The 13,871-nt window shown below is 68.2% G+C and carries 10 protein-coding genes; 5 read left to right on the top strand and 5 right to left on the bottom strand.

The features are described 5' to 3' along the window. Positions 1-6: 6 nt before the first annotated feature. On the bottom strand, positions 7-303 hold the full coding sequence (locus Q7V45_RS01705) for a hypothetical protein (protein ID WP_304845915.1): 297 nt from the start codon (positions 301-303) through the stop codon (positions 7-9). A 262-nt stretch (positions 304-565) separates the two neighbouring features. Between Q7V45_RS01705 and gltB the strand changes: the two genes are divergently transcribed. From gltB to Q7V45_RS01690, 3 genes are all read left to right on the top strand, one after another. After that, entirely contained in the window at positions 566-5,206 is a 4,641-nt protein-coding gene (gltB, locus tag Q7V45_RS01700; RefSeq protein ID WP_304845912.1) for a glutamate synthase large subunit, read from the top strand. 66 nt (positions 5,207-5,272) lie between these two features. Continuing rightward, complete coding sequence (locus Q7V45_RS01695; protein WP_304845909.1) at positions 5,273-6,724, top strand: glutamate synthase subunit beta; 1,452 nt, start codon at positions 5,273-5,275, stop codon at positions 6,722-6,724. A 53-nt stretch (positions 6,725-6,777) separates the two neighbouring features. After that, positions 6,778-7,215 (top strand): type II 3-dehydroquinate dehydratase, encoded by a 438-nt coding sequence (locus tag Q7V45_RS01690; RefSeq protein ID WP_304845906.1) that lies wholly within the window; start codon positions 6,778-6,780, stop codon positions 7,213-7,215. Between the two features lie 12 nt (positions 7,216-7,227). Here the strand turns inward: Q7V45_RS01690 and Q7V45_RS01685 are convergent, their stop codons facing one another. After that, positions 7,228-8,148 (bottom strand): pyridoxamine 5'-phosphate oxidase family protein, encoded by a 921-nt coding sequence (locus Q7V45_RS01685; protein WP_304845903.1) that lies wholly within the window; start codon positions 8,146-8,148, stop codon positions 7,228-7,230. Between the two features lie 119 nt (positions 8,149-8,267). Here Q7V45_RS01685 and Q7V45_RS01680 point away from each other — a divergent pair, with 119 nt between their 5' ends. Further along, positions 8,268-9,164 (top strand): LysR family transcriptional regulator, encoded by an 897-nt coding sequence (locus Q7V45_RS01680; protein ID WP_304845900.1) that lies wholly within the window; start codon positions 8,268-8,270, stop codon positions 9,162-9,164. A gap of 50 nt (positions 9,165-9,214) precedes the next feature. Here the strand turns inward: Q7V45_RS01680 and Q7V45_RS01675 are convergent, their stop codons facing one another. Then, positions 9,215-9,964: a methyltransferase, TIGR04325 family gene (locus tag Q7V45_RS01675; protein WP_304845896.1), complete on the bottom strand. Its 750-nt coding sequence runs from the start codon at positions 9,962-9,964 to the stop codon at positions 9,215-9,217. Positions 9,965-10,028: 64 nt separating this feature from the next. Here Q7V45_RS01675 and Q7V45_RS01670 point away from each other — a divergent pair, with 64 nt between their 5' ends. Continuing rightward, the gene (locus tag Q7V45_RS01670; RefSeq protein WP_304845893.1) at positions 10,029-10,685 is read left to right on the top strand and encodes a 4'-phosphopantetheinyl transferase superfamily protein; all 657 of its coding nucleotides are present in this window, start codon (positions 10,029-10,031) and stop codon (positions 10,683-10,685) included. On the opposite strand, the gene Q7V45_RS01665 is transcribed toward Q7V45_RS01670, so the two are convergent. Together Q7V45_RS01665 and Q7V45_RS01660 are read right to left on the bottom strand one after the other, a co-directional pair. Then, the gene (locus tag Q7V45_RS01665; protein ID WP_304845890.1) at positions 10,622-11,653 is read right to left on the bottom strand and encodes a dienelactone hydrolase family protein; all 1,032 of its coding nucleotides are present in this window, start codon (positions 11,651-11,653) and stop codon (positions 10,622-10,624) included. The genes Q7V45_RS01670 and Q7V45_RS01665 overlap by 64 nt on opposite strands. After that, positions 11,650-13,869, bottom strand: a complete 2,220-nt coding sequence (locus tag Q7V45_RS01660; protein WP_304846119.1) for a condensation domain-containing protein — start codon at positions 13,867-13,869, stop codon at positions 11,650-11,652. The genes Q7V45_RS01665 and Q7V45_RS01660 overlap by 4 nt, the downstream gene beginning before the upstream one ends. Positions 13,870-13,871 lie beyond the last annotated feature (2 nt).

Raw genomic sequence — 13,871 nt, 5'->3', positions numbered from 1 at the left:
CTGGGCTCAGTACAGGCCGTACTTCTTCGGCGGGCCGGGGTGGTTCACGCAGAGCATCTCGGGCGAGGTGATCGGCCCCATCTTGATGCGTTCTTCCTCGCACTTCTCGTAGGTGAAGGGGCCGCCGAACACCTTGGGACCGCCACCGACGATGATGTAGGACTTTTCGAGGTACCAGCCGGGGCCGGTATAGGCCTGGCTCGCGCCGGGCCCCGTGCAGGCCCCCAGGGGAATGGCCAGGGCGGCGGCCAGCAGGGGAGCCGTGAGCAGGGTCGTCCAGCGACCGATCGAAGGTTCCGACATCAGCGCAGCCTCTCCCCGGGGCAATGAACGCCGCCCCTCTCCGGCGGGCAAATTAGGCCATGGGCGCGGCCTCTTCAATGCACCGCGGAGTGCTGCCGCCAAACTCAATCGAATTCAAGCCGATAGCGTCGCTTTCTCAGGTCGGCTCTCGCGATGCAACGAGGGCTTTCGTTTGCAGGGCCGGCCGGGCTAATAATGCCGCGATAAGCGAACGCATCCGGGGGGGATGCTGGGCCAGCTAGCGCGCCAGCAGGGTAGAATCATGGCATTGCCTGAGAAGCAGGGACTGTACGACCCACGCAACGAACACGATTCCTGCGGCGTCGGCTTCGTGGCCGACATCAAGGGCCGGAAAACGCACGCCATCGTGCGCCAGGGTCTTCAGATCCTGGTCAATCTCGACCATCGCGGCGCCGTTGGCGCCGATCCGCTGATGGGCGATGGCGCGGGCGCGATGATCCAGATTCCGGACGCGCTGCTGCGCGACTGGGCGCGCAAGGAAGGCGTCGACCTGCCGGAGCCCGGCCACTACGCCGTAGCGATGTGCTTCCTGCCGCCGGATGAGAAGGCAAGAGCGTTTGCAATCAAGCGGTTCGAGCATTTCATTAAAGTAGAAAAGCAGAAGCTGGTTGGGTGGCGTGACGTGCCGACCGACCTCACGGGTCTCGGCAAGGCGGTCATCGAATCTATGCCGGTCATCCGCATGGCGATCGTTGGCCGGGGCACGAAAGTCGCCGACCAGGACGCCTTCGAGCGCAAGGTGCTGGCAATCCGCAAGCAGACCCAGAACCCGCTGGCCGATCTGGAGAAGAAGCACAAGCTGCCCGGCCTGTCGCAACTCTACATGCCGTCCTTCTCGTCGCGCACCGTGGTCTACAAGGGTCTGCTGCTCGCGCACCAGGTTGAGAGTTTTTATGAGGATTTGAGGAATCCTCTATGTGAATCAGCGCTTTGCCTCGTTCACCAGAGATTCTCGACGAACACGTTCCCGTCCTGGAAGCTGGCCCATCCGTACCGGTTCATCGCCCATAACGGCGAGATCAATACGGTCCGCGGCAACGTCAACTGGATGTATGCCCGCCGGCGCACGATGGAATCCGACCTGATCGGCGCCGACCTCGACAAGATGTGGCCGATCATCCCGCACGGCCAGTCGGACACGGCCTGCCTCGACAATGCGCTCGAACTGCTGGTCGCCGGCGGCTATTCGCTGAGCCACGCCATGATGATGCTGATTCCGGAGGCCTGGGCCGGCAATCCGCTGATGGATTCCAGCCGCAAGGCCTTCTACGAGTATCACGCGGCGCTGATGGAGCCGTGGGACGGCCCGGCGTCGATCGCCTTCACCGACGGCCGCCAGATCGGCGCCACGCTCGACCGCAACGGGCTGCGGCCGGCGCGCTTCCTGATCACCGAGGACGATCTCGTGGTGATGTCGTCGGAATCCGGCGTCCTGCCGATCCCCGACGAGAAGATCGTGCGCAAGTGGCGCCTGCAGCCCGGCAAGATGCTGCTGATCGACCTCGAAGAGGGCCGCATCGTCGAGGACGAGGAACTGAAGCGCACCCTGGCCGAGGCCGAGCCCTACGAGGAGTGGTTGAAGGAGACGCAGCACAAGCTGGAAGAGCTGTCGGAGATTCCCGACGCGCCCTCGCCGGTGGCGTCGAACGATCCCTCGACCCTGCTCGATCGCCAGCAGGCCTTCGGCTACACGCAGGAGGACATCCAGTTCTTCCTTGAGCCGATGGCCAGCGTGGCCGACGACCCGATCGGCTCCATGGGCACCGACACGCCCATCGCCGTGCTCTCGAAGAAGCCGAAGCTGCTCTACAACTACTTCAAGCAGAACTTCGCGCAGGTCACCAATCCGCCGATCGATCCGATCCGTGAGGAACTGGTGATGTCGCTGGTCTCGATGATCGGCCCGCGCCCCAACCTGCTCGGCCGCCACGCCGGCATGCACAAGCGCCTCGAAGTGTCCCAGCCGGTGCTGACCAATGCCGAACTGGAGAAGATCCGATCGATCGAGGACCTGCTCGACGGTTCGTTCCGCACCGCCACCATCGACACGACCTGGCTCGCCTCGGAAGGCGCGGCCGGGCTCGAGGAGGCGCTGGACCGCGTCTGCGCCGAGGCCACCGACCACGTTCTGGCCGATCGCAACATCCTGATCCTGTCGGATCGCGCGGTGTCGGCCGAGCGCGTGCCGATCCCGGCGCTGCTGGCGACGGCCGCCGTTCATCACAGCCTGATCCGCCGCGGCCTGCGGACCCAGACGGGTCTCGTGGTCGAGACCGGCGAGGCGCGCGAGGTCCATCACTTCTGCTGCCTGGCGGGCTACGGCGCCGAGGCGGTGAACCCCTATCTCGCCTTCGAGACGCTGGAGACACTGCGCGTCCAGAACGGCCTGCCGCTCAAGCCCTACGAGGTTCAGAAGAACTTCATCAAGGCGATAGGCAAGGGGCTGCTCAAGGTGATGTCCAAGATGGGCATCTCGACCTATCAGTCCTATTGCGGCGCGCAGATCTTCGACGCGGTCGGCCTGCACTCCGGCTTCGTCGAGAAGTACTTCACCGGCACCGCCACCACGATCGAGGGCGCGGGCTGGCAGGAGATCGCCGAGGAGACGGTGCGCCGTCACCGCAACGCCTACGGCGACAATCCGGTCTACCGCACCATGCTCGACGTCGGCGGCGACTATGCCTTCCGCCTGCGCGGCGAGGAGCATGCCTGGACGCCCGAGAGCGTGTCGCGCCTGCAGCACGCCGTGCGCGGCAACTCGTCGGACGACTACAAGGCCTTCGCGACCTCGATCAACGAGCAGAGCGAACGGCTGCTCACCATTCGTGGCCTGATGCAGCTCAAGTGGGCGGAGCAGCCCATTCCGGTCGAGGAGGTCGAGCCTGCCACTTCCATCGTCAGGCGCTTCGCCACCGGCGCCATGAGCTTCGGGTCGATCAGCCGCGAGGCGCACACGACGCTCGCCATCGCCATGAACCGCATCGGCGGCAAGTCGAACACCGGCGAGGGCGGCGAGGAGGCGGATCGCTTCAAGCCGCTGGCCAACGGCGATTCGATGCGATCGGCCATCAAGCAGGTCGCGTCGGGCCGCTTCGGCGTCACGGCCGAATACCTGGTCAATGCCGACGACATCCAGATCAAGATGGCGCAGGGCGCCAAGCCCGGCGAGGGCGGCCAGCTGCCCGGCCACAAGGTCGACGAGAACATCGCCCGCGTGCGCCGCTCGACGGCCGGCGTCGGCCTGATCTCCCCGCCGCCGCATCACGACATCTATTCGATCGAGGACCTGGCGCAGCTCATCCACGATCTGAAGAACGTGAACACGGCGGCGCGAGTCTCCGTGAAGCTCGTCTCCGAGGTCGGTGTCGGCACGGTCGCCGCCGGCGTCAGCAAGGCCCGCGCCGACCATGTGACGATCTCGGGCTACGAGGGCGGCACCGGCGCCTCGCCGCTCACCTCGCTCACCCATGCCGGTTCGCCGTGGGAGATCGGCCTCGCCGAGACGCAGCAGACGCTGGTGTTGAACGGGCTGCGCGGCCGCATCGCCGTGCAGGTCGACGGCGGCCTGCGCACCGGCCGCGACGTCGCCATCGGCGCGCTGCTGGGCGCCGACGAGTTCGGCTTCGCCACCGCGCCGCTGATCGCGGCGGGCTGCATCATGATGCGCAAGTGTCACCTCAACACCTGCCCGGTGGGTGTGGCGACGCAGGATCCGGTGCTGCGCAAGCGCTTCACCGGCCAGCCCGAGCACGTGATCAACTACTTCTTCTTCGTCGCCGAGGAACTGCGCGAGATCATGGCGCGGCTGGGCTTCCGCACGCTGAACGAGATGATCGGCCGGGTCGACCGGCTCGACATGCGCCACGCCATCGACCACTGGAAGGCAGGCGGCGTCGATCTTTCGAAGCTCCTTCACCAGATGCCGGCGCGCGAAGGCGTGGCGATCTGGAACGTCGAGCGCCAGGATCACGGTCTCGACAAGGCACTGGACCACAAGCTCATCGAGGCGGCGCAGCCGGCGCTCGAGACGGGCGAGCCGGTGCAGATCGAGCTGCCGGTCACCAACGTGAACCGCACCGTCGGCGCCATGCTGTCGGGCGAGGTGGCGCGGCGTTACGGCCATGCCGGACTGCCGGAGGACACGATCTCCGTGCGCCTGACCGGAACCGCCGGCCAGAGCTTCGGCGCCTTCCTGGCGCGCGGCGTGTCGCTCGAACTGTCGGGCGACGGCAACGACTATGTCGGCAAGGGCCTGTCGGGCGGCCGGGTCGTCGTGCGCCAGCCGAAGGACTGCGCGCGCGATCCGCTGAAGAACATCATCGTCGGCAACACCGTGCTCTACGGCGCCATCGGCGGCGAGGCCTACTTCGAGGGCGTGGCGGGCGAACGCTTTGCCGTCCGCAACTCCGGCGCCGTCTGCGTCGTCGAGGGCACGGGCGACCATGGCTGCGAGTACATGACGGGCGGCGTGGTGGTCGTGCTGGGGGATACCGGGCGCAACTTCGCGGCCGGCATGTCCGGTGGCGTCGCCTACGTCTACGATCCGAGGGCCCGCTTCACGGAGCTGTGCAACCCGTCGATGGTCGATCTGGAGAAGGTCGGTCCTGCTTCGATCGACGGCGACGAGACCGGTCGGCCGCGCCAGCGCGCGACCGATGTCGAGGACAACGGGATGGGCGACGTGCTGCGCTTCGACGCCGAACGGCTGCGCATCCTGGTCGAGCGCCATCATCTCCATACCGGCAGCGCGCAGGCACGGGCGCTCCTGGAGGATTGGGACAATGCGCTGCAGAGCTTCGTGAAGGTGATGCCGCGCGACTACAAGCAGGCGCTCCTTCGGGCGCGCGAGCGGGCGTCGGCGAAGGCCGTCGCGGCTGAATGAATCATGTTCCTCTCCCCCTAGCGGGGGAGAGGAGGAAGAATTAAGTGAGCTGAAGGAATTTGGACGATGGGCCTAGCCACGGGCTTCCTCGAGATCGAGCGCAAGGACCGGTCCTACGAACCGGTCGAGCAGCGCCTGAAGAACTACAGCGAGTTCGTCCTGCCGATGCCGCCGGCCGAGGTCTCGCGGCAGGGCGCGCGCTGCATGGACTGCGGCATCCCGTATTGTCACAACGGATGCCCGGTCAATAACATCATCCCGCAGTTCAACGAGCTGGTGCGCCGCGACCGCTGGAAGGATGCGCTCGAGGTCCTGCACTCGACCAATAATTTCCCGGAGTTCACCGGCCGTATCTGCCCCGCGCCCTGCGAGGCCTCGTGCACGCTGAACATCGACGACAACCCGGTGACCATCAAGTCGATCGAATGCGCGATCGTCGACCGCGGCTGGCAGGAGGGCTGGATCCAGCCGCTCGTGCCCGTCCAGAAGACCGGCAAGCGCGTCGCCGTCGTGGGCTCGGGCCCGGCGGGTCTCTCCTGCGCCCAGCAGCTCGCGCGCGCCGGCCATTCGGTGACCCTGTTCGAGAAGGCCGACCGGGTCGGCGGCCTGCTGCGCTACGGCATTCCCGACTTCAAGATGGAGAAGCACCATATCGACCGGCGCATGCGGCAGATGGAGGCCGAGGGCGTCGAGTTCCGGACCGGCGTCGAGGTCGGGGCGACCCTGTCGATCAAGTCGTTGCTCGAAGGCTATGACGCGGTTGCCCTCACCGGTGGCGCCGAGCTGCCGCGCGATCTCGAGGTCCCGGGGCGCGAGCTGAACGGCATCCATTTCGCGATGGATTTCCTGACGCAACAGAACAAGCGCAACGCCGGCGACGACGAGGCGCGGGCCGCGCCGCGCGGCACGCTCACCGCCAAGGGCAAGCACGTCATCGTGATCGGCGGCGGCGACACCGGCTCTGATTGCGTCGGCACCTCGAACCGCCATGGCGCCGCCTCGGTGACGCAGCTCGAGGTGATGCCGCAGCCACCGGTGCGCGAGAACAAGGCGCTGACCTGGCCGGACTGGCCGCTCAAGCTGCGCACTTCGTCGAGCCACGAGGAGGGCGCGGCCCGCGATTTCGCCGTTCTGACCAAGCGTGCGGTGGGCAGCAACGGCAAGATCGAGGCGCTGGAGTGCGTGCGCGTCGAATGGGTGAAGGGCGCCGACGGTCGCATGGCCATGCAGGAGGTCGCGGGCAGCACCTTCGAGCTCAGGGCCGACCTGGTGCTGCTGGCCATGGGATTCGTCGGACCACGCCGGCCCGGCCTGGTCGAGCAGGCGGGCGTGGCGCTCGATCCGCGCGGCAACGTCTCAGCCAACGTGAAGGACTACCAGACCTCGGTGCCGAGGCTGTTTGCTGCCGGCGACATGCGTCGCGGCCAGTCGCTGGTCGTTTGGGCGATCCGCGAAGGTCGCCAGTGCGCCCGCTCCATTGACGAAAGCTTGATGGGATCTTCTACTTTGCCGCGTTGATGGGCGGAACGGTTATGGTTCGCTTGCGGACGATTTTGGCCTAGCATCATCTGATGAAGCTTCTGCTGATTCAGGGTGCGAACATGGAGTATCTGGGCCGCCGCCAGCCGGAACTCTATGGCACGACCACGGCCAAGGAGCTCGATGCCGCGATCCGGCGCCGGGCCAGGGATCTCGGCGTGGAGATCGAGATCTTCTACACGAACACCGAAGGCGAGGCGGTGTCGGCGATCTACAAGGCCGACCGTGCCAAGTTCGACGGGCTGCTGTTCAACCCCGCGGGCTTTCTCCACGCCGGCCACGCGCTGCGTGATTGCCTCCGGTCGATCTCGATGCCGGCGATCGAAATCCACATGACCAACATCGAGAAGCGCGGTTTCGGCTCCATCACCGCCGAGGCGGCGGTCGGGATGATCGCGGGCTTCGGCGTCGATTCCTATCTTCTGGCGCTCGAGGCCATGGTGGCGCGGGTGCGTCCGATCTCGGCCTGACGACGGATATGGCTACCAGATGCCCGTCAGCAGCGTCGTCGGTGCGTAATCCCCGAAAATCGTGAGGTAGGGGAAAGCCGAACGGGTGCGCCACGCCCGCGCGACCCGGATGCGCCACAGGCGCTCGGTCCCTTCCGGCCCGATTTCTCCGGGATGCCAGTCGATGGCCACCGTGCCCTGGAGCTGCAGCACGTCCCCGGTGCCGAAATTCACGAAGAGCAGGCCAGCCCGTGGGTCACCCAGCAGGTTGCCCAGCGTGTTGAAGAAGCGATTGCCGCGGAAGTCGGGAATGACGAGCGTGTCTCCGTGCACGCCGACGAAACCCGGCCGGCCGCCGCGATGGGACATGTCGAACCCGCCCTCGGCCCCCAGCTCTGCCCGGCCCCGGCTGGCAACGAAGAACGTGTCGGCTGATTCGATCAGATCGCGCGCCGCTTCGTCCAACCCGGCCAACGTCTCGACCGGGCCGGCCTTCCTGTCGCGTCCGACCACCTTGCGCGTCTGGATGTATTGCGGGCAGTTGCCGAAGCTCTGGGCGATTTGGACCGTGAGCCCCATGTCGCGTGTCACGATACGGCCGTTGGCGCGGTTGCGCCGCCGCGTCGAGAGGTCGATCCCCAGCAGGCCGATGTCGGCGCCGGCCCCAAAGCCCGGCGCCGCGGGATCGCCCTCGCGCGGCAGGGTGTCGATGCGCAGTGTTATCGGGTCGGGCGACGCGATGAACCCGGGCGAGCCTGTCAGCATCGAGGCCATCGGCCAGCCCTGCGCGTCCGGCGTTGCGGTGAAGAGGTAGGGCAGCAGGCCGAAGAACTCGCGATGCTGCTCCGGCAGGAGGGGCCGGACTGGCGCCCGTCCCAGGCGGTATCCGGCCAGCGCCTGCGCCGCCTGCTCGTCGGCATGGAACGGCAGGAAGTCGATCTCACTGGGGGTCATTGCATACCTCACCCTTCCTTCAACACGAACGATTGTCGGCGATGCCAAGGTAAGGTCGGTCGATTGCGACGATAACGGGATGAATGATAAAGTCATAATTTCAAAAGGTGGAAGAATGTATGGATCGGCTGGACGAGTTCGCGATCTTCGTGCGCATCGTGGAGGAGGGGAGCCTGGTGCGGGCGGCACAGCGTCTGCGCCGGTCGGCGCCGGCGGTGACGCGGGCCCTGGCGGCGCTCGAGGATCGCATCGGCGTGCGCCTGATCGACCGCACGACGCGGCGGCTCGCGCCGACGGAGGCCGGGCGCGCTCTCTATGAGCGGGCGCGTGCGGTCGTCGCCGACTATGAGGCCGCCGCAGCGGGCGCTCGCGAGGCGCCGGTGCGCGGACTGCTGCGCATCGCCGCGCCGGTGCAGTTCGGCCGGCGCCATGTCGCGCCGCTCGCGACGCGCTTTCTCGACAGTCACGACGGCGTCGAGATCGAACTCATGTTGAACGATCGCAACGTCGACCTCATCGAGGAAGGGATCGACGTGGCGGTCCGCATCGGCGCCCTCGCCGATTCGGGGCTCGTCGCCCGGCCGGTCGGGCGCGTGCGGCGGCAGTGGGTGGCCAGTCCCGCCTATCTCGCCGGGCATGGTGCGCCGAAGGAGCCGGCGGATCTCGCACGGCACGAGGCGCTGCTGGGCACCTCCCGTGGGGCGATTGAATGGACCTTCGGCAGCCGGCGTCGCGGCGCGCCCACCCATCTCGCGGGCCGGCTTCGCGTCGACGATATCGAGACCCGCCTGCGCCTGGCGCGCGAGGGTCGCGGCATCGCACAGTTCCTCTCCTATCAGGTCGCCGAGGATCTCGCCGCCGGACGTCTCGTGCGTCTGTTGCACCGCTTCGAGCCGCCGCCGCTGCCGGTGCAGCTGGTCACAAAGAGCCGGTTACATCGGGCTCCCAAGATCGACACCTTCGTGGAATTCGCGGCGAGGAAACTGTCGGCCCTGCCTGTACTGCACCCCGATTGACCGGCTCGGAGCAGTCCGAAGGAGATGCCGTTCGAGACGACGAACGCGGCCTAGCCTTTGAGCCGCGCGACGTACCCGCGATAGGCGCAGCGGCCGAGCTCGGGATGCGTCTGGATGCGGTGGGCGAGCTGGTCGATCGTCCACTCGTCGAGGATCTCGTAGCCCAGCGCCTGCAGCGCTGCCGGCACTTCGTACACATTGCGGATCTGGTAGGGCACTTCGGCCAGGCCGAAGTTTTCGAGCGTGACGACGGTCGGGCCATCGCGCGTCACGACCTTGTTCAGGAGGATGTGGCGCGGCCGACGGCTGAGGCGGCCGACCAGCTCCTCGAACGGCTCGCGCAGATAGGGCAGCAGGCCCGAGGCCAGCAGCACGTCCGCGGACGGCGCCTCCTCGAGGCGCTCGACGAAGGAGAGCGTGTGGTCTTGCGGTCGCTGCTGCGCGCGGCCGGCCCGCACCAGCGCGGGCAGGTCGTAGACCACCCATTGCAGCCGGTCGAGGTCGAGATAGGGCGCGAAAGCGCGGTACTTCACGCCGATATGGCCGCCGGCGTCGACCAGGCATCGGATGTCTGGCGCCAGGCGCTGCAGCCAGTAGAGAACCGGGTAGTCCCACGGCGCGCGCTCCTGCATGAACGCCTGCGAGACCGGTGCGACGCTGTCGTGGTCGTAGCCTGCCAGCCGGCCGGCCCGGACGTTCGCCAGTGCCTCGTCGTAGGAGGCGAAGGCGCCGCGGAAGCGCACCGGCTCGCCGCGCAGGGCACGGAACCGGCCATAGGCCATGAAGCCGAGGTTTTTCAAAGGACCTAGCACCGCCGCGAACCTAGCCAACCGCCGCCGGGGTGTCCAAGATCGCGGCCGTAGCATGAGCCGACACGACATCCAACTCTGGTCCTGGTCTCTCGACGACGAGCCGCCGGGCGGCGAGAGCCTGCTTACCGATGAGGAGCGCGACCGCGCACAACGCTTCGTCGGTCCGTTGCTGCAGCGTCGCTTCGTGGCGGCGCGCGCCCGGCTCCGCGCCCTGCTCGGCCACCATCTCGGCCGCGAACCCCGCAGCCTCGTCTTCCTGCTGAACGAGTTCGGCAAACCGCGGCTCGCCGACCATCCCGGCGTGCATTTCAGCCTCAGCCATTCGCAGGATCGCGCGCTGCTGGCGGTGAGCGACGGCCCGGAGATCGGTGCCGACCTCGAGATGATGCGCGCCGTCGACCATCTCGACCTCGCGCGACGCAACTTCCATCCCGACGAGGTCCGCGCCATCGAGCGGCATCGAGACCCGCGGCGGGCCTTCTTCCAAATCTGGACGCTCAAGGAGGCGGTGGTGAAGGCGATCGGCCTCGGCCTCTCGCTGCCGCTCGACGGCTTCGCGGTCTCGATCGACGGGCCACGCCCCGTCATGGCCGTCGCGCCGTCCGAGTCGCCGGGCGCCTGGTGGCTGCACCTCGAGCCGGGCGACTACTGCCGCGCCGTTGCGGTGCCCGGCGGCGGCGAACTCGGACTGATCCAGCGCAAAGTCTGATCGCTGCGGCCGAGCAACGCGCGGAGCGCCGCGTCGTCGCGCAGCAGGGCGCTTCGGAAAAAGGCGACCTGGGTCCGGGCGATCGCCTCGTTGATGTCCGTACGTTCGAAGTTCGTGCGGATCGGCGGACGGCGGGGCATCTGGAACAACCCATCAGCGAGGTCGTTGTGCCCGGCAGCCGGAATCTGCGCCCAGTAACCGTGCGGTCGCTCCATGCGAAGACTGTTGTGCGGGATGTCGAGGGCGCTCACCTGGGCGTAGTTGCGCGTGAACGCATCGGGTGAGGCGAGCTCGGCATCCGAGGGAAAGGCCTCGCGGCTCGACATCAGGAGATAGTTCGGCACGCCGATGCGACGGGCGGCGGCGCCAAACAGGCCGCCATCGAGATTGTAGACCGCGACGATGTGCGGGTCCTTGGACGCGGCCGCCAGGCCAGAGGGGCCGCCGATCGACATGCCGAGCACGCCGACGCGGTCGAGGGCGATCCGGTTGGCGAGGTCGGGAAGCTGGCCGTCGCGCAGTGCCGCCAGTACCTCGACAATGCGGTTGCCCTGGGTGGTGACATGGCGCGCCGCGCGCCGCATCGACTCCTCCGTCTGTGCCTCGGTGAGCAGCTCGAACGAGGCGCCCTTGTCCGGGTCGGCGGCGCGGTCGCTTGCATAGTCATCGACGCCCACGACGACAAAGCCGTTGCTCGCGAGATTCTCGACCTGCGCGCGGCTCTGTGTGCGCGTTCCGCCCCAGCCCGGCGAATAGAGGACCAGCGGCGCCGGCCCCTTGAGCTCGCGCGGCTGCCAGATCGTCACGACGAGCGGCTGCCCGTTGGCGTCCTTCAGCGTGGCGTTGCTCTCGGCGACCGCGTCGGGACCGCCGGGCGTCGGCCAGCGCGGCACGAGGACGTACCAACCGGCCGCGATGACAACGGCCACGACCAGTACGGCGAGGAGGAATAGGCGGAGGAGGGTCACAGCGGACGCAAGACGGTTGCGATCTCGGCCGCTGGCCGCTCGCGGAACATGTCGAAATGGCCGCTGTTCACCTCGACCTTGGCGAACTTGCCGGCGACCAGGGGCTTCCAGCCCATGTGCTCGTCGAACAGCCGGCCGCGCAGCGGCTCCTTGCTGCGGAACAGCACGACATCGCCGGCATAGGGCGTCGGCCGGTACTGCGCGACCTTGCCGTAGAGATAGTCGTCGAACCACTCGCCGGCCAGCGCCTGCCGCGTCGGTCCCGCTTCCTGGGGCAGCAGGCCGAGATGGTAGAGCACCGGCTTGCGGACCAGCTCGTCGAGGCCGACCTCGCCCTTGCGGAACTGCCTGACGCGATTCTTGTAGCGGTCGAGGCGGAGTTGCTGGCGGCGCAGCACGCGGTCCCAGCGCGACATGGTCTCGCGATAGCCGGGCCCCCAGCTGTCGAACAGCGCGACCAGCGGCACCTTCTCGCCCATCGCCGTGAGCTGACGCGCCGCCTCGAAGGCCAGCACGCCATAGACGCAGTGGCCGCCCAGGATGTAGGGCCCGCGCGGCTGCGCCCAGCGGATCAGCCGCGCCGCATAGGCGCCGAAATCCTCGAACGTGTAGGCGTCGAGATCGACCGGTCCGTCCTGGTGGTACATCAGGATGTCGGTGAAGGGCCGCTGCTCGCCGAGCTGGCGCGCGAGCTGAAAATAGACCGAGCGGTTGTTGAGCACGATCATCGGCGTGCGCGGACCGCCCTCGTGGAAGCGCACGACCTGCCGTTCCGGCTCGTGCACCGGGATGGGCTCGCCGCGCGCCACGGCCGGGCGCCCCGACGGCAACGGCCCGCTGCGGGCCGCGATGCCGGCCAGAGCCGCGTTCGCCACCAGCGGCCCGTCGGCCGCGGTCGCGAGCGTCTCGAGGCAGAGGCGCCACGCGTCCAGCAGCGCCTTGACGGTGGCCGGCTCGTAGAGGCCGGCATCGGCCTCGCAGGACAGGCGCCAGCCTTCGTCGCGGCTGATCATGTAAAAGTTGAGTGGCCACTGCGTGCCCGACGAGAAGGAGGGCAGCGAGACCAGGCCGAAGCGGCCCGCGCCGTCGCGCTCGGTCTCGGTGGTGCCGGAATAGGAGCGGTGCAGCACGAGGTTGACGGCGTGCAGCGGTCGCCCGTCGCGGCGCGCGGCGAAGCTCTCGGCGATCTCGAACGGCAGGCGCTGGTGGCGCAGCGCTTCCTGCACGCGCTCGTTGGCGACGCCGACGAAGCCGTGCAGGGTCGTGGCGTCGTCGACCGGCAGGCGGAGGGTGATCGAGTTCACCGTCGGCCCGACCAGCTCCGCGGCCTCGGGCTGCTCGCGGTTGGCGACCTGGGAGCCGAACACGATTTCGGCGCTCCCCGTCACGCGATGCAGCATCAGCCCCAGCGCCGCCACGGCCAGGCCGAACAGCGTGGCGTCGTGCTTCCGCGCGAAGCTCTCGAACGCCGCGCTGAGTTCACCCGGCAGCAGCAGCGAGGTGATGTTGCTGCGCTCACCGGGCCGCGGGCCAGCGGGCAGGGCGTAGTCGGCCGGCACGGGGGTGGCCGAAGCGCCGCGGAGCTGCCGCATCCAGTAGGCGCGCGCCTCGTCGAGCTCGCCACTCGCGAGCAGCTCGTTCTGCCAGGCCGCGTAGTCGGCGAACTGCAGGTCGGGCGGTGTGGCGTCGGGCGTGCGCCCGTCGTCGATCGCCTGGGCGGCCGCACGCAGCTCGCGGACGATCAAGCCGGTCGACCACCCGTCGCAGATCAGCGAATGCAGGGTGAGCAGCAGGACGCCGTGGTCGGGCGCCAGCTGCAGCAGGCTGGCGCGCAGGAGCGGCGCCACCGCGGGATCGATCGGCGCCACGGCCTCGGCGCGGGCGATCTCCTCGGCGCGCGACTCGCGCTCCTCGGCCGGCAGCGCCGTCAGGTCGATGGCGTTCAGCTTCACCGGGCAGGACGGATGCACCTCCTGCGCCAGTCGGCCGTCGATCTCGCGGAACGAGGTGCGCAGGATCTCGTGCCGGCGCACCAGCGCCTGCAGCGCGCCCTCCGCCGCGGCATGCGACAGCGCGCCGGTCACCAGCCAGCGCATGGCGATGTTCAGTCCCTGCGGTCCGCGGCTGTGCTGCTGGGCGAAGAGGCGTTCCTGCAGCATCGTGCAGGCGAACGCCTGCGCGTCCGCCGCCGGAAGCCTGTCGTCGTATTCCCCCATGC

The organism is Reyranella sp., assembly GCF_030651995.1.
Classification (GTDB): Bacteria; Pseudomonadota; Alphaproteobacteria; order Reyranellales; family Reyranellaceae; genus Reyranella.
The sequence above is the reverse complement of the archived record's forward strand: the minus strand, read 5'-3'. Positions and strand labels throughout refer to the sequence as shown.